The sequence below is a fragment of the Burkholderia sp. BCC1999 genome, from assembly GCF_905339975.1.
In the GTDB taxonomy this organism is placed as follows: domain Bacteria; phylum Pseudomonadota; class Gammaproteobacteria; order Burkholderiales; family Burkholderiaceae; genus Burkholderia.
On the sequence record NZ_CAJPHP010000034.1, the window covers coordinates 1 to 15555 of the forward strand.

The 15555-nt window shown below is 63.9% G+C and carries 17 protein-coding genes; 10 read left to right on the forward strand and 7 right to left on the reverse strand.

The genetic code is table 11. The annotated features are described in order from the left end of the window. The first annotated feature begins 226 nt into the window (after positions 1–226). The 3 genes from cueR to U5809_RS32420 all read left to right on the forward strand — a co-directional run bounded on the left by cueR (position 227) and on the right by U5809_RS32420 (position 1475). Positions 227–631 carry a Cu(I)-responsive transcriptional regulator gene (cueR, locus tag U5809_RS32410; RefSeq protein ID WP_050018291.1) on the forward strand — a complete coding sequence of 135 codons (405 nt, stop codon included), beginning with the start codon at positions 227–229 and terminating at the stop codon, positions 629–631. 215 nt (positions 632–846) lie between these two features. Further along, positions 847–993, forward strand: coding sequence for a DUF3563 family protein (locus U5809_RS32415; protein ID WP_006478295.1), 147 nt, complete (start codon positions 847–849; stop codon positions 991–993). 113 nt (positions 994–1106) lie between these two features. After that, positions 1107–1475 carry a hypothetical protein gene (locus tag U5809_RS32420; RefSeq protein WP_415877980.1) on the forward strand — a complete coding sequence of 123 codons (369 nt, stop codon included), beginning with the start codon at positions 1107–1109 and terminating at the stop codon, positions 1473–1475. A 15-nt stretch (positions 1476–1490) separates the two neighbouring features. Here the strand turns inward: U5809_RS32420 and U5809_RS32425 are convergent, their stop codons facing one another. Both U5809_RS32425 and U5809_RS32430 read right to left on the reverse strand, forming a co-directional pair. After that, a complete protein-coding gene (locus tag U5809_RS32425) occupies positions 1491–2336 on the reverse strand; it encodes a 23S rRNA (adenine(2030)-N(6))-methyltransferase RlmJ (protein ID WP_176051822.1) in 846 nt (281 codons plus the stop codon). Between the two features lie 111 nt (positions 2337–2447). Then, positions 2448–3419, reverse strand: coding sequence for an aldo/keto reductase (locus tag U5809_RS32430; RefSeq protein WP_322089538.1), 972 nt, complete (start codon positions 3417–3419; stop codon positions 2448–2450). A gap of 164 nt (positions 3420–3583) precedes the next feature. Here U5809_RS32430 and U5809_RS32435 point away from each other — a divergent pair, with 164 nt between their 5' ends. Further along, positions 3584–4372: a 3-hydroxybutyrate dehydrogenase gene (locus U5809_RS32435; protein ID WP_322089539.1), complete on the forward strand. Its 789-nt coding sequence runs from the start codon at positions 3584–3586 to the stop codon at positions 4370–4372. 118 nt (positions 4373–4490) lie between these two features. Here U5809_RS32435 and U5809_RS32440 read toward each other — a convergent pair whose 3' ends face one another. Then, the gene (locus U5809_RS32440) at positions 4491–5690 is read right to left on the reverse strand and encodes an amino acid aminotransferase (protein WP_322089540.1); all 1200 of its coding nucleotides are present in this window, start codon (positions 5688–5690) and stop codon (positions 4491–4493) included. Positions 5691–5940: 250 nt separating this feature from the next. Between U5809_RS32440 and uvrB the strand changes: the two genes are divergently transcribed. The 5 genes from uvrB to U5809_RS32465 all read left to right on the forward strand — a co-directional run bounded on the left by uvrB (position 5941) and on the right by U5809_RS32465 (position 11493). Further along, positions 5941–8031, forward strand: coding sequence for an excinuclease ABC subunit UvrB (uvrB, locus tag U5809_RS32445; protein ID WP_322089541.1), 2091 nt, complete (start codon positions 5941–5943; stop codon positions 8029–8031). A gap of 227 nt (positions 8032–8258) precedes the next feature. Then, positions 8259–8810 (forward strand): iron transporter, encoded by a 552-nt coding sequence (locus tag U5809_RS32450; protein WP_059233631.1) that lies wholly within the window; start codon positions 8259–8261, stop codon positions 8808–8810. A gap of 55 nt (positions 8811–8865) precedes the next feature. Further along, entirely contained in the window at positions 8866–9198 is a 333-nt protein-coding gene (locus U5809_RS32455) for a cupredoxin domain-containing protein (protein WP_034190351.1), read from the forward strand. A 58-nt stretch (positions 9199–9256) separates the two neighbouring features. Next, positions 9257–10099, forward strand: coding sequence for an FTR1 family iron permease (locus U5809_RS32460; RefSeq protein WP_282505609.1), 843 nt, complete (start codon positions 9257–9259; stop codon positions 10097–10099). Further along, positions 10096–11493 (forward strand): 4Fe-4S binding protein, encoded by a 1398-nt coding sequence (locus U5809_RS32465; RefSeq protein WP_322089542.1) that lies wholly within the window; start codon positions 10096–10098, stop codon positions 11491–11493. Before U5809_RS32460 ends, U5809_RS32465 begins: the two co-directional genes overlap by 4 nt. A 276-nt stretch (positions 11494–11769) precedes the next feature. Here the strand turns inward: U5809_RS32465 and hemP are convergent, their stop codons facing one another. From hemP to U5809_RS32480, 3 genes are all read right to left on the reverse strand, one after another. Beyond that, positions 11770–12015 (reverse strand): hemin uptake protein HemP, encoded by a 246-nt coding sequence (gene hemP / locus U5809_RS32470; RefSeq protein ID WP_282505607.1) that lies wholly within the window; start codon positions 12013–12015, stop codon positions 11770–11772. A gap of 138 nt (positions 12016–12153) precedes the next feature. Beyond that, positions 12154–12636 (reverse strand): SRPBCC family protein, encoded by a 483-nt coding sequence (locus U5809_RS32475; protein WP_282505606.1) that lies wholly within the window; start codon positions 12634–12636, stop codon positions 12154–12156. 100 nt (positions 12637–12736) lie between these two features. Next, on the reverse strand, positions 12737–13609 hold the full coding sequence (locus U5809_RS32480; protein WP_322089543.1) for a pirin family protein: 873 nt from the start codon (positions 13607–13609) through the stop codon (positions 12737–12739). A gap of 122 nt (positions 13610–13731) precedes the next feature. Between U5809_RS32480 and U5809_RS32485 the strand changes: the two genes are divergently transcribed. Continuing rightward, positions 13732–14706 (forward strand): LysR family transcriptional regulator, encoded by a 975-nt coding sequence (locus tag U5809_RS32485; protein WP_034190356.1) that lies wholly within the window; start codon positions 13732–13734, stop codon positions 14704–14706. 415 nt (positions 14707–15121) lie between these two features. Here the strand turns inward: U5809_RS32485 and U5809_RS32490 are convergent, their stop codons facing one another. Beyond that, entirely contained in the window at positions 15122–15550 is a 429-nt protein-coding gene (locus U5809_RS32490) for an ExbD/TolR family protein (RefSeq protein ID WP_006478310.1), read from the reverse strand. Positions 15551–15555: the final 5 nt, after the last annotated feature.

Below are 15555 nucleotides of genomic sequence, written 5' to 3' on the forward strand. Positions count from 1 at the left end.
GGCGGGGGTTTTTGCATTTCGGTGATGGAAATGCAGGGAGGGCGGCAGAAAAGCGCTCGACTCCTCGCATCTCGTCACCGCTTGCCGGATCTACCTACCTTCCAATCCTGTTGCCAGCCCCGATCGCGGAACGAAGTCGCGTGATTTGATACGATCGACGTGTCGTCTGCGATTGCATTCGTCGACGTTCACGGTCAAGACCGGGGTTTGATGGAGAGGGCAGGGAATGAATATCGGCGATGCGTCGCGCGAATCCGGAGTCAGCGCAAAAATGATCCGGTACTACGAACAGGTTGGCCTTCTTGCACCGAGCAAGCGGACCGACGCTGGCTACCGGATCTACGGCGCGGACGAAATCCATATCCTTCGCTTCATCCGTCAGGCCAGGCGGCTTGGCTTTCTGGTCGAGGACATCCGCAAGCTGCTGATGCTCTGGCAGGATCGCTCCCGCGCGAGCGCCGAAGTGAAGTCGATCGCCCTCGAGCATGTGGCCGAACTCGACAAACGCATCGCGGAGCTGAGCGACATGCGCGACACGCTGGCCGACCTGGCCGCGCACTGCCATGGTGACGGGCGGCCCGAATGCCCGATTTTGGCGCGCCTGGCCGACCCTGTCAGTGAACCAAATTAGTGCGTGCACTCGAGCCTCAAAACGGCCTCGGATTCAATGTCTATGAAAATCAACAAGTTAGGGTTGGGCGATGGTCGTCCATTCCGATTTGGAATGGTTTCCATGCAAGTATTTCACTAGCATCTTGGTGCGGCATCGCTATAATTCGGGATAACCCTATACGGGAAATCCCTGAATTTCGATTCACCAGGGGTCCCTCTTCCTTGGAGAATGTCATGATTGCCTACATCGTCGAAAAGCTGAGCAACTGGTTCGAATCCGCTGAACGTGAGCGCCGTGAGGCTTACCTCGCCACGTCGTCGGACATCGTCCAGCTCGAGAGCCGTATCCGCTCGCTCGAAACCAACGGCTACTCGCTGTAATCGGAGTCACCGTCAGGTGCCGTGTGGCACCGAACGATAAGCAAGCCCCGTATTGACGGGGCTTTGTTTTTTGTGCGCCGGATCTGGCGAAATCGTCAGTGCAGCGCTATGGTATGGGCCTGCTTGTCATCCTGAAGGACACGATCATGCGTTTGCGTCTCGATGTGCGTCGCAGTGCCCGCGCGCGTCTCGTTCTGGGCGCGGCCGTGCTTGTCCATGGCCTCGCGGCCAGTGCCACGACGTCGTCCAAACCGCTGGTTCTCGATACGCAGCGCGGCATCCAGGACGGCAAGGGCGGGTTGGTGTTGCAGACAGCACCGCTGTCTTCGGAGCCGATCGTGGAGCCGGCCGGCATGCGAGCCCCGGCCGGTCAGGCGCCGAACACGTCGGTTCCGTTGTTCGTCGCGCCGTACATCAACGTTCCCGCGTGGGGCGGGCAGCCAGCCAACCAGCCGAGGCTCGCACCGAGACCGCAGCCGTAACGGTCGGTCGCCCGATCAGTTGCCGCGCTGCTCGATCTGAAAGCGGGCACCGCTATCCTGTCCCAGCCTCTCGACCAGATAAGGTAGTGCCTCGTTCATGCTCTGCGCGAGCGTGTACGGTGGATTCAGGATGAACATTCCGCTGCCGTAGAGGCCCAGACCATCCGTCGGCGGATTCGATACCGTCAGCGTCAGGTGCAGCCAGTTGTTCGGTTGCAGGCGCTTCAACTGTTCGGGAAAGCGCTGCGACTCGAGCCGCGTGACCTGCGGGTACCAGATCGCATAGCAGCCCGTCGCGAATCGCTTCAGACATTCCGTCACGCAGCTCACCGTGCGCGCGTAGTCCTTCTTGTCCTCGTAGGACGGGTCGATCAGCACGAGTGCGCGTCGCGGCGGCGGCGGCAGCAGCGCCTTGATCCCTTCGAAGCCGTCGCCGGCGAAGATCATCGCGCGTCGCCCCGCGTCGCGGAAATTGTGGCGCAGCACATCGATTTCGGTCGTGTGCATCTCGAACAGACGCATGCGGTCCTGTTCGCGCATCGATCGCCATGCGATGTACGGCGAACCCGGATAGAAGCGCAGTTCGCCATCGTCGTTCAGCGCGCGGACTTCGTCGACATACTCGCCCAGCGCTTCCGGCAGGTTCTTCTCGTTCCACAGTCGGCCGATGCCGGTGTCGAATTCCGACGTCTTCGCCGCGTAGCCGTCGCGCAACGAGTACACGCCAGCGCCTGCGTGCGTGTCGATGTACCAGTACGACTTGTCTTTCTTGTTCAGGTAGCGCAGCAGCTGGACGACGACGGCGTGCTTGAGCACGTCCGCGTGGTTGCCTGCGTGAAAACCGTGACGATAACTGAGCATGGCGGGCTGCCTGAAACGAAAGGTGAATCGATGAAAGCGGTCGATCGTGCGCGGCCGTCAAGCCGGGCGCCGATGCGGCCGCGTATTGTACGCGAGTGGCCGCGCATCGCCTTATTCGTATGCGTCGCCGACCACCTCCTCGATGCGTTGCTTCACGTCCGGTGTCAGCTTCGCCACAACGTCGAGTGCGCGCATGTTGTCGCCGATCTGCTCGATCCGCGACGCGCCCGTGATGACCGAACTCACGTGCGGATTCGCGAGTACCCACGCGATCGCGAGCTGGCCCGTGCTGCAGCCGAGTTCGGCTGCGATCCCGCCGAGCCGCTCGACGATGTCGTTGGCCGCCTGATCGGTCAGGCGGTCGCGCATCCAGTCGTAACCCTGCAACTGCGCGCGGCTGCCGGGCGGCACGCCGTTGCGGTATTTGCCGGTGAGCAGGCCCGACGCCAGCGGGCTCCAGGTGGTGAGGCCGAGACCGTAGTCATCGTAGAGCCGCGCATATTCCTGCTCGACCCGCGTGCGGTGGAACAGGTTGTACTGCGGTTGTTCGACGACGGGCTTGCGCAGGTGGTGCCGCTCGGCGATCTCGCACGCGGCACGGATCTCGTCGGCGCTCCATTCCGACGTGCCCCAGTACAGCGCCTTGCCGCGCGCGATCATGTCGCTCATCGCCCAGACGGTTTCCTCGATCGGCGTGTTCGGATCGGGGCGATGGCAATAGACGAGGTCGACATAGTCGAGCTGGAGCCGGCGTAGCGAGCTGTCGATGGCGTTCAACAGGTATTTCCGGTTCAGCGTGTGATACTGGTTCGGTGCTTCCGCGAGCCCCCAAAAGAACTTCGTCGACACGATGTAGCTGACGCGCGGCCAGTCGAGCGACTTGAGCGCGTGGCCCATGATTTCCTCGGATTTGCCGCCGGCGTAGACCTCGGCGTTGTCGAAGAAATTGACGCCCGCGTCGCGCGCCGCGGCGAGGCATTCGCGCGCGACCCGCTGGTCGACCTGGTTGCCGTAGGTGACCCACGAGCCGAGCGAAAGCGCGCTGATCTGCAGGCCGGAGCGGCCTAGCCGTCGATAGTGCATGCGAATCTCCTGCGTGACAGAGCCGACCTTAAGCTTAGACGTTTTGCGCGCGAACGGCGGGGCCGATCGTGCACAATGACGGCTGGCCCGCCGCGTCGATCATGCGACGAACGCCGAGGTGGCGGGCACGTACTTTTTCGATCCGATAACGGGAGGAGACGGACATGGCAGCAGATCTGAACGGCAAGACCGCAGTCGTCACGGGCGCCGCGAGCGGCATCGGCAAGGAAATCGCACTCGAGCTCGCCAAGGCGGGCGCGGCCGTGGCGATCGCCGACCTGAACCAGGACGGCGCGAACGCGGTCGCCGACGAGATCATCAAGGCGGGCGGCAAGGCGATCGGTGTCGCGATGGACGTGACGAACGAGGACGCCGTGAACAGCGGCATCGACAAGGTGGCCGAAGCATTCGGCTCGGTCGACATCCTCGTGTCGAACGCGGGCATCCAGATCGTCAACCCGATCGAGAACTATTCATTCTCCGACTGGAAGAAGATGCAGGCGATCCACGTCGACGGCGCGTTCCTGACGACGAAGGCCGCGCTCAAGCACATGTACAAGGACGATCGCGGCGGCGTCGTGATCTACATGGGTTCGGTGCACTCGCACGAAGCGTCGCCGCTGAAGTCGGCGTACGTGACGGCCAAGCACGGCCTGCTGGGCCTCGCCCGCGTGCTGGCGAAGGAAGGCGCGAAGCACAACGTGCGCTCGCATGTCGTGTGTCCGGGCTTCGTGCGCACGCCGCTGGTCGACAAGCAGATTCCGGAACAGGCGAAGGAACTCGGCATCAGCGAGGAAGAAGTGATCAAGAAGGTGATGCTCGGCAACACGGTCGACGGCGTGTTCACGACGGTGCAGGACGTCGCGCAGACGGTGCTGTTCCTGTCGGCGTTCCCGAGCGCCGCGCTCACGGGCCAGTCGGTCGTCGTCAGCCACGGCTGGTTCATGCAGTAACGCGGGCGCGGGCGGCGTAGCTGCCCGCCGGCGAACGGCAATAAAAAAACGCGCTCCGTGGAGCGCGTTTTTCATGTCGGCAGGGCGCGGCCGGTGACGGCCGCCACCCGACGCCGTATTACTTCAGGACGGCTGCGACTGCAATGGCGACGGCGTCGAGGTTACGCATGTTCAGCGCAGCAACGCAGATCCGGCCCGTGCCGACTGCATAGATGCCGAACTCGTCGCGCAGGCGATCGACCTGTGCCGAGGTCAGGCCCGAATACGAGAACATCCCGCGCTGCGCGTTGATGAAGCTGAAATCGCGATCGACGCCGCTTGCCTTCAGGCGCTCGACGAGACCATTGCGCATCGCGCGGATGCGATCGCGCATCTCGCCGAGTTCCTGCACCCACGAAGCGTGCAGTTCCGGCGATGCGAGCACGGCTGCGACGACGGCGCCGCCATGGGTCGGCGGGTTCGAGTAGTTCGTGCGGATCACGCGCTTCAGCTGCGACAGCACGCGCGTCGCTTCTTCCTTGCTCGACGTGATGATCGACAGCGCGCCGACGCGCTCGCCGTACAGCGAGAACGACTTCGAGAACGACGACGACACGAACGCGTTCAGGTCGGCCGCGGCAAACAGACGCACGGCAGCGGCATCGGCCTCGATGTTCTCGCCGAAGCCCTGATACGCCATGTCGAGGAACGGCACGAGGTTGCGCGCCTTCACGACGTCGACGACCTGTTGCCATTGCGCTTCGGTGAGATCCACGCCGGTCGGGTTGTGGCAGCACGCGTGCAGCACGACGACCGTGCCGGCTTCGTAGCCGTTTAGCGCCGACAGCATGCCTTCGAAGTTCACGCCGTTGGTGGCCGCGTCGTAGTACGGGTACGCGACCACTTCGAAACCGGCAGCTTCGAACAGCGCGCGGTGGTTTTCCCAGCTCGGATCGCTGATCGCGACCTTCACGTTCGGGTTCACGGTGCGCAGGAAATCGGCGCCGATCTTCAGCGCGCCCGTGCCGCCCAGTGCCTGGGCCGTGACCACGCGGCCCGCCGCGATCAGCGGCGAATCGTTGCCGAGCAGCAGCTTCTGCACGGCCGCATCGTAGGCGGCGATCCCGTCGATCGGCAAGTAGCCGCGCGGCAGGCCGGCCTCGACACGCACCTTCTCGGCTTCGCGCACCGCGCGCAGCAGCGGAATCTTGCCTTCTTCGTTCGTGTACACGCCGACGCCGAGGTTGACCTTGGTCGGACGCGCATCGGCGTTGAAGGCTTCGTTCAGGCCCAGGATCGGGTCGCGGGGAGCAAGCTGGACAGCGGAGAAGAGCGACATGATGATTCGGCAGTAGTGAAAAGAGGGTCAGGCTTTCAGCCGGCGGGGCGGGCGCAGCGGACCGCGCGCCAACGGCGCGACGCCGGAAAGCGCAGCAGCCTGATATTGTAGCGAATTCGCGCTGGCGGGGGCGGGCGATTCGGCGGCGAATCGCGATTTCGGCCGGCCGCCGTGCGTCAGGAGCCGACAGCAGTTCGGGACGCCGCGAAGCGCTAGAATGCTTTCTTTGCCCTTGCTCCGGCCGCATTCCATGTCCGAACATCATGCCGAAGTCGGCGACGCGCTCGACGAATCCAAATTCGTCACCTTCGAAGGGTCGCCGTTCCAGCTGTATCAGCCGTATCTGCCCGCGGGCGACCAGCCGACCGCGATCGAGACGCTCGTCGAAGGCGTCGGCGATGGCCTTGCCTTCCAGACGCTGCTCGGCGTGACGGGGTCGGGCAAGACCTTCACGATGGCCAACACGATCGCGCGGCTCGGCCGCCCGGCCATCGTGTTCGCGCCGAACAAGACGCTCGCGGCGCAGCTCTATGCGGAATTCCGCGAGTTCTTCCCGCGCAACGCGGTCGAGTACTTCGTCTCGTACTACGACTACTACCAGCCTGAGGCCTATGTGCCGCAGCGCGACCTGTTCATCGAGAAGGATTCGTCGATCAACGAGCACATCGAGCAGATGCGGCTGTCGGCGACGAAGAGCCTGATGGAGCGCCGCGACGTGGTGATCGTCGCGACGGTGTCGGCGATCTACGGTATCGGCAACCCGTCGGAATACCACCAGATGATCCTGACGCTGCGCGCCGGCGACAAGCTCGGCCAGCGCGACGTGATCGCACGGCTGATCGCGATGCAGTACACGCGCAACGAGCAGGATTTCCAGCGCGGCACGTTCCGCGTGCGCGGCGACACGATCGACATCTTCCCGGCCGAACACGCGGAAATGGCCGTGCGCGTCGAACTGTTCGACGACGAGGTCGAGACGCTGCAGCTGTTCGACCCGCTGACGGGGCGCGTGCGGCAGAAGATTCCGCGCTTCACCGTGTATCCGTCGTCGCACTACGTGACGCCGCGCGACACCGTGATGCGGGCGGTCGAGACGATCAAGGACGAATTGCGCGAACGCCTCGAGTTTTTCCATCGCGACGGCAAGCTCGTCGAGGCGCAGCGCCTCGAACAGCGCACGCGTTTCGATCTCGAGATGCTGCAGGAGCTCGGCTTCTGCAAGGGCATCGAGAACTACTCGCGGCATTTCTCGGGGGCGGAGCCCGGCGATCCGCCGCCGACGCTCGTCGACTACCTGCCGCCCGATGCGCTGATGCTGCTGGACGAATCGCACGTGCTGATCGGCCAGCTGAACGGCATGTACAACGGCGACCGCGCGCGCAAGGAAAACCTCGTCAATTACGGGTTCCGCCTGCCGTCGGCGCTCGACAACCGGCCGCTAAAGTTCCCCGAGTTCGAGCGCAAGATGCGCCAGGTCGTGTTCGTGTCGGCCACGCCGGCCGATTACGAGAAGCGCGTGACGGGGCAGATCGCCGAGCAGGTCGTGCGGCCGACGGGCCTCGTCGATCCGGAAATCGAGGTGCGGCCGGCGAGCTCGCAGGTCGACGACGTGCTGACCGAGATCAACGAGCGCGTGAAGGCCGGCGAGCGCGTGCTGATCACCGTGCTGACCAAGCGCATGGCCGAACAGCTCACCGAGTTCCTCGCCGACCACGGCGTCAAGGTGCGTTACCTGCACAGCGACATCGACACGGTCGAGCGCGTCGAGATCATCCGCGACCTGCGGCTCGGCACGTTCGACGTGCTGGTCGGGATCAACCTGCTGCGTGAAGGCCTCGACATTCCGGAAGTGTCGCTCGTCGCGATCCTCGACGCGGACAAGGAAGGCTTCCTGCGCGCCGAGCGCTCGCTGATCCAGACGATCGGCCGCGCCGCGCGGAACGTGAACGGCAAGGCGATCCTCTACGCCGACAACATGACCGATTCGATGAAGCGCGCGATCGGCGAAACCGAGCGGCGCCGCGCGAAGCAGATGGCCTACAACGAACAGATGGGCATCACGCCACGCGGCGTCGTGAAGCGCATCAAGGACATCATCGACGGCGTCTACAACGCGGACGAGGCGCGCGCGGAGCTGAAGGAAGCGCAGCAGCGCGCGAAATTCGAGGACATGTCGGAAAAGCAGCTCGCGAAGGAAATCAAGCGTCTCGAGAAGCAGATGGCCGACTACGCGAAGAACCTCGAGTTCGAGAAGGCCGCCGCGACGCGCGACCAACTCGCCGTGCTGCGCGAGCGCGTGTTCGGCGCGAACGTCGGCGATCACATCAGCGGCGGCCGGTAAATCTTTCCAAGCGTCACCGAAACGGGTTGGTAACGAGCCTGTAAGCCTTGTCGGATCAGGGTTTTACACGGCCCTTCGTTTGTTCCGAAACGGGTTCGGTGCTAAACTTCGCAATTATTGAGAATTGTTCGCATTAACGTTCTTCGTCGCGTTAGTGTTTCCAGCGGGCGGCCCCGGCGACGGCCCGCGTGTCGTCAAGATAGTCAGACAAATAACAAGGAGTGTCCATGTTGGGTTCTTCGTTCATCCGCACGACGGTTGCGGTAGCGGCGGCGCTTGCCGCGATGTCGGCCTCGGCTGCCGAATATCCGATCGGCAAGCAGCAGATCCAGGGCGGCATGGAAATCGGCGCGGTGTACCTGCAGCCGATCACGATGGATCCGGAAGGGATGATGCGCAAGGCGTCGGATTCCGACATCCACCTCGAGGCCGACATTCATGCGGTCAAGAACAACCCGACGGGTTTCGCGGAAGGCGACTGGATGCCGTACCTGCAGGTCACGTACAAGCTGACGAAGCAGGGCGACACGAAGTGGAAGGCTGAAGGCGACCTGATGGGCATGGTCGCGAGCGACGGCCCGCACTATGGCGACAACGTGAAGCTGAACGGCCCGGGCAAGTATCACCTGACGATGGTCGTCAAGCCGCCGATGCAGTCGGGCCACATGGCATTCGGTCGCCACATCGACAAGGAAACGGGCGTGGGCGCATGGTTCAAGCCCGTTACGCTCGAGTACGACTTCCCGTTCGCCGGCATCGGCAAGAAGGGCGGTTACTGATCGGTGGCATCACGAACGGCGCGCTTCGGCGCGCCGTCGGCGTAGAGAACCCAGAATGAAAATTCCCCAGAAAATCGTTGCCGCAGCCGCTGCGTTGTGGCTTGCCGGCGCAGCACACGCCGCCGACCTGCCGACGTTCAAGCTCGAGATGACGGACGGCAAGCTGAATCCCGCCCGCATCGAAGTGCCGGCCGGCCAGCGTTTCAAGATCGAGATCAAGAACACCGGCAAGGGCGCCGCCGAATTCGAGAGCGTGCAGCTGCGCAAGGAGAAGGTGCTCGCACCGGGCGCCGATTCGTTCGTGGTCGTCGCTCCGCTGTCGCCGGGCGAATACAAGTTTTTCGACGATTTCCACCAGCAGGCACAGGGCGTGATCGTCGCGAAGTAACGCGTTTTATCTGCGTGCGGGCGCACAAATCCCTTGCCCCGCGCGTCAGGAGGTATCGATGGGTCAGATCTTGTTCATCGTCTGGCGGGAGAGCGTCGAAGCGCTGCTCGTCGTCGGCATTCTCTATGCATGGCTGAAAAACGGCGACGACGACGCGCGCCGCGGCCTGCCTTTCCTGTGGGCCGGCGTCGGTGTCGGCTTGCTGATGGCCGTGGGCCTCGGCGCCGCGCTGGTCGGTTTCACCGAAGTGCTGTCCGGCGACGCGCAGGACTACTTCCAGACCGCGATGGTGCTGATCGCATGCGTGCTGATCGTGCAGATGGTGCTGTGGATGCGCCGGCACGGCCGCACGCTGAAGCGCGACATGGAGCAATCGCTGCAGCAGAGTACGCGCGATTCGAACTGGTGGGGCGTCGCCGTGCTGGTTGCGCTTGCAATCGCGCGCGAAGGCAGCGAGACGGTGATCTTCCTGTACGGCCTCGGTTTCGGTCAGTCGGGTCACGTCGACGGCAGCCAGATGCTTGCGGTCCTGATCGGTCTCGGCCTGGCGTTCTTCACGTTCTATCTGCTGCAGCTCGGCGGCAAGTACTTCTCGTGGCGGCACTTCTTCCGTGTCACCGAAGTGATGCTGCTGTTCCTCGGCGCGGGCTTGTTCCAGACGGGTGTCGACAAGCTGATCGACAAGGAAATCCTGCCGCTCGGCATTTCGCAGGTGTGGGATACGTCCGCGATCCTCGATGATTCGGGCACGTTCGGCTCGCTCATTGCAACGCTGACCGGCTATCGTGCGCACCCGGCGCTGACCAACCTGGTCGCCTATGCGGTGTACTGGGCGGTCGTGTGGTTGCTGATGAAGCGCGCGAGCCGTCGTCCGGCCGTTGCTGCAGGCCGCGCGGCATGAGCGTGGTCGCCGCAGCCAAGCCGGGCTGGCTCGCACAGGCCGGCCAGTGGATGCAGCGCCACGGCGCGCTGATCCGCGGCATCCAGTGGATCGTCGTCGCGGTCTACGCATTCCTGATCATCGTCCCGGCGGTGTTGCCGCTGCCGGACGATTCCGCGCATCTGTGGAGCAACCTCACGCTGATCGCGCAGTTCGCGTTCTGGGGCATCTGGTGGCCGTTCGTGCTGCTGTCGATGGTGATGCTCGGCCGCGTGTGGTGCGGCGTGCTGTGCCCGGAAGGCGCACTTACCGAATACGCGAGCAAGTTCGGTCGCGGTGGTCCGATTCCGCGCTGGATCCGGTGGGGCGGCTGGCCGTTCGTCGCCTTCGGGATCACGACGATCTACGGGCAGATGGTGAGCGTGTACCAGTACCCGCTCGCGGTGCTGTTCGTGCTCGGCGGGTCGACCGTCGGCGCGATCGTGATCGGTGTGCTGTACGGCCGCGAGAAGCGCGTGTGGTGCAAGTACCTGTGCCCGGTCAACGGCGTGTTCGGGCTGCTCGCGCGGCTCGCGCCGATGCGCTACAAGGTCGACGAGGATGCGTGGCGCCGTTCGTACAAGAACGGCGAGCACGGCCATCGCGTGATTCCGATCAACTGCGCGCCGCTCGTGCCGTTGCGCAGCATGAAGGGCGCGGCGGACTGCCATATGTGCGGCCGCTGCAGCGGGCACCGCGATGCGATCTCGTTGTCGTTGCGCTCGCCGTCCGATGAAGTCGTGAACCTCGGTGCGCAAAAGGCGAACCCGTGGGACACCGCGCTGATCCTGTACGGCCTGCTTGGCGTCGCGATCGGTGCTTTCCACTGGACCGTCAGCCCGTGGTTCGTACAGATCAAGCAATGGCTCGCGGGCTGGCTGATCGACCACGACATCACGTGGCCGCTCGAAACGAATGCGCCGTGGTTCCTGCTCACGCACTATCCGGATCGCAACGACGTGTTTTCGTGGCTCGACGGCGGGCTGATCGTCAGCTACATCGTCGGTACGGGGCTCGTGTACGGCACGGCGCTGCTGGTACTGCTGGCCGGTGCCACGCTGATGCTCGGCCGCTTCGATCGCGTGCGGCTGCATCATCTTGCGCAGGCGCTGATCCCGATCGCGGGCGCTGGCGTTTTCCTTGGCCTGTCGGCCACGACGCTGTCGCTGCTGCGCGCGGAGCATGTGCCGCTCGGCTGGGCGACCGATGTGCGCATCGCGATCCTGGTCGGCGCCAATGCATGGAGTGCGTGGCTCGCGTGGAAGGTGACGGGGCGCTATGCGGCGTGGCCGCGCCGGCTCGCGGCATTCGCATTGTTTGCCGCTGGGTTGGCCGTCGTCGACAGCGCATGGTGGCTGATGTTCTGGGGCTTCTGAAGCGTCTTGCATGCATGCGGCTTCGGCCGCATGCAACAGCGCACCAACGTATGTAAGCGGCATGCCTTCCGCATTGACCGCGCAAACAAAAAAGCGGCACGTCCTTCGACGTGCCGCTTTTTTTCTACCTTGTGCGAGAACCAAAAAAAGTGGCTTGGCTTGCTGCAACGGCTGCTTGAGTGTGTTTGCACGAAGGGGTCTAGATCTCGCGTGCAAGCCGTTACGCTGGCTACTGCCCAACACCTCTCAGGGAGGTGGTCCCCACAATACTCTGTCTTACTTCGTCAGGATCAGTTTGCCGAGCCGCGTGGCGCGCAACTGATACGTCTCTCCGTTATGCGCGATGCTGATGTGGCTTTGACCTTGCAACAGCGCGTCGCTGTTGACGACCCGCGTGCCTGCATCGCGGTTGCCGGCGGGCTTCGCCGGCGTGGTGACCGCTGCCGTCTTCTGACGGCTGCTGGCTGCGGTGCCGGTCGTGCGGTGCAGAGTCAGCGTGGTCGGGCGCATGGTGTCGGTCATTCGGTTTGATCGGTGACTGTCGATACGATGGAATGAATTCTAAATGATAACTATTCCCATTTACAAAAAATCTTTATCGATCGAAACGTCAGACCTGATAGCTTGAATCAAATGGCGGCCTGCAGGCCGCCGTCGGGGTCAGTGCAGCGGATCGGGGTCCTTGCGGCCCTGGGCGTATTCGCGGATCAGGCGGACCGTGTCGATGTCCGACGTGCGGTAGGCCTCCTTGACGATCCCGTGCGTCTGTCGCGCATCTTCGCTGTCGTCGGTAACGGTCAGCGTGGTGCGGTACTCGAAACGCAGGAACAGTTCGTGGTCGTCGCGTTCCTCGATCGTCATCGTCAGCGAACCGCCGATCTCGCCATCGGCCGCGCGGATGTCGTAGCGAACCTGCTGGTTCGGCGTGAACGTCACGTGATCGCGCACGGTCGCATGGCCGTAGTGCAGTTCACGCTCGAGCGTCGTGTCCGTCCGTTCGAGGACGACGCAGCTGTCGAGGCCGAGCACGAACAGTTGCGGCTGTTCGGCGCGCAGTACGAGACCCTCCCAGAGCTGGTCGCGGGTGAGGGTCGGTACTGACGGATCGTCGGCGTTGATCTGGATCAGATGTTCGAAGTTCAAGGGGACGGGTTCCTTCTGGTGGCGGGTGGCCACATGGTTCAAGAAGGCATTGTGACGCAAAACCACGCGTTTCGCGGCACCTGCCGCCCCCGATCGGGCTTCATGCTTCGATGCGGCCCATGCGGCCCGTCTGGTAGTCGACGACGGCCTGCCGGATCTCTTCCTCGGTATTCATCACGAACGGGCCGTAGCGGACGATCGGCTCGTTGAGCGGCACGCCGCCGATCAGCAGCAGGTCGAGCGGCGAGTCGCCGGCGGCGAACGTGACCGTGTCGCCGTCGTCGCCGTAGACGATCATGTGTCGCGCGTCGACAGCCTGCCTGTCGGGCCCGTAGAGGCCCGTTCCGTCGATCGGATAGGCAAACACGCGATAACCGGCCGGCACGGGCTGCGTGACCGTTGCGCCGGGCTCCAGCGTGAAATGCTGGTAGAGGATCGGTGTGCGCGTCTCGATCGCGGCGTGGACGCCGAACGCTTCGCCGGCGATCACGCGCACGCGTGCGCGGCCGTCCGGCGACGTCGCGGTCGGGATGCGGTCGGCCGGAATCTCCTGGTAGCGCGGTGCGATCATCTTGTCGCGGCGCGGCAGGTTGACCCACAGCTGAAAGCCGTGCGAGCGGCCGCCCGTCTGCGCAAACGCGGGATCGGGCATCTCGCTGTGCACGACGCCGGCGCCGGCCGTCATCCACTGCACGTCGCCCGGGCCGAGCGTGCCTGCATGGCCGGACGAATCGCGATGGCGGAAGCGGCCGTCGAGCGCATACGTCACGGTCTCGAAGCCGCGATGCGGGTGGTCGGGTGCGCCCACGGCTTCGCCGGGCGCGTAGTCGACGGGGCCCATTTCGTCGAGCAGCAGGAACGGATCGAAGTCCATCAGCAGCCGGGTCGGGAACGGACGGTGAACCACAAAGCCGCCGCCTTCGGTCGTGCGAAGGGCGGGGTAGATACGGTCAAGCGAGCGAGCGGTCGTCATGGGGAAGCCCTCGAAATCGTCGGAATAGCGTTATTTTTGAAACATAGCGCTATTATATTGGGCGTTTTACCGTTCGATTTGCGGCGGTTCGCAATGGATTGTTCTGAAATTGGAACGATGAGATGAATATCGATGCACATAACCTGAACGACCTGATGTACTTTTCGCAGGTCGTCGAACATGGCGGTTTCTCGGCCGCGGAGCGCGTGCTGGGCATCTCGAAATCGCGCCTGTCGCGGCGCCTGACCGAGCTCGAGGCGGCGCTTGGCGTGCGCCTGCTGCAGCGCTCGACGCGCAAGCTCGCGCTGACCGAAGCGGGAGAGCTGTTCTACCAGCATTGCCAGGCGATGCTGGCCGAAGCGCAGGCCGCGATGAACGCGGTGCAGCAGTTGCGTGCGTCGCCGCGCGGCTCGGTGCGGGTCAGCGTGCCCGTCACGCTGTCGCAGACGATGCTGTCGCGCATCCTGCCCGAATTCCTGCGTCGTTATCCCGAGGTGAAGGTGCACGTCCGCGTGACGAATCGCGTGATCGACCTGTTCGAGGATTCGATCGACGTCGCGCTGCGCGTGCGCTCGGAGCCGCCACAGAACGCCAACATCGTCGTACGGCCGCTATGGCGTACCGAGCAGATGCTGGTCGGTGCGCCGAGCCTGCTGAGCCAGAATGCGCCGCCGCTGGTGCCGGACGACCTGACCGGCTTCGAGACGCTCGATACGCCGAGCGTCGACGGGCGGCATGTATTCAACCTGATCGCGCCGGACGGGACGCGCCATGTGCACGAGCACGACCCGCGGCTCGTGACGGCCGACCTGATGACGATCCGCGAGGCCGTGCTTGACGGCCTCGGCATCGCGGCGCTGCCGGAGATGATGTACGGCAACGCGCTGCGTGCGGGGCAACTGTCGCCCGTGATGCCGGGCTGGACGCTGCCGGTGCCGCAGTTGTATGCGGTGTTCGTGTCGCGGCAGGGGATGCCGCCCGCGGTGCGTGCGTTCGTCGACTATCTGGTCGAGAAGCTCGATCATGGCGCGTACAAGGAGCCCGGTTGTCCCGAGCGCGCGAAGAAGGAAGCCGCGGCCGATGTTTCGGCGACCTGAACACGGTGCGCGCGACGACGCAAATTTGTTTTGTCATTGAAGCGTCGCCTGCAATCGCAAGTTTCAATCGCCGGAACCTTGAATGCGTGCGCGCGCGGGCCTATATTGAAATCCCATTTCGTGAAGGAAGTTCTGAGCGAAATCAGGTGGCCGCATATATTGTGAGCCAGATAGGGCAGAACGCGCAGTCCGTGCAGACCACGGCAGAGTCGCATTTGCGTTGCTCGAGGCGCAACCGATACCGCCAAAGAGCCCGCCGCCCGAAGGCGCCCGCGTGCGCATGAAAAAAGGCCTTCATCTGGCGATGAAGGCCTTTTACTTTGTGCGCGGCCGGCTAGGTGCGGCCGGCGAGGTGCGGCCGGCGAGGTGTGGCCGGCTAGTTGCCGGCGATGCGATACCGCAAGACGTGCGCGCGTTACTTCGCTTTAGCGCCCGGCTCCGTCACGAAGCCGAGCTTCGTCAGGCCGCCTGCCTGCGCATCCGACATCACTTCCGCGACGTGCTCGTATGCAACCTTGCGATCCGCACGCAGGTGCAACTCGGGCTGCGGCGTGCGTTTCGCGGCTTCCGCGATGCGAGCCTGCAACTGTTCGCGCGTGACCGTATGGTCATCCCACAGGATCGTGCCGTCGCCCTGGATCGCGACGTCGACCGTCTGCGGTTTTTCGTCGACGGGCTGGCTGCTGGCGTGCGGCAGGTCGATCTTCACCGCATGCTGCATCGCCGGGATCGTCACGAGGAAAATGATCAGGAGTACGAGCATGACGTCGACGAGCGGCGTCATGTTGATCTCGCTCATGACTGCATCGTCGTCATCGTCGCTGAAACCGGTATTCATGGCCATGGTTC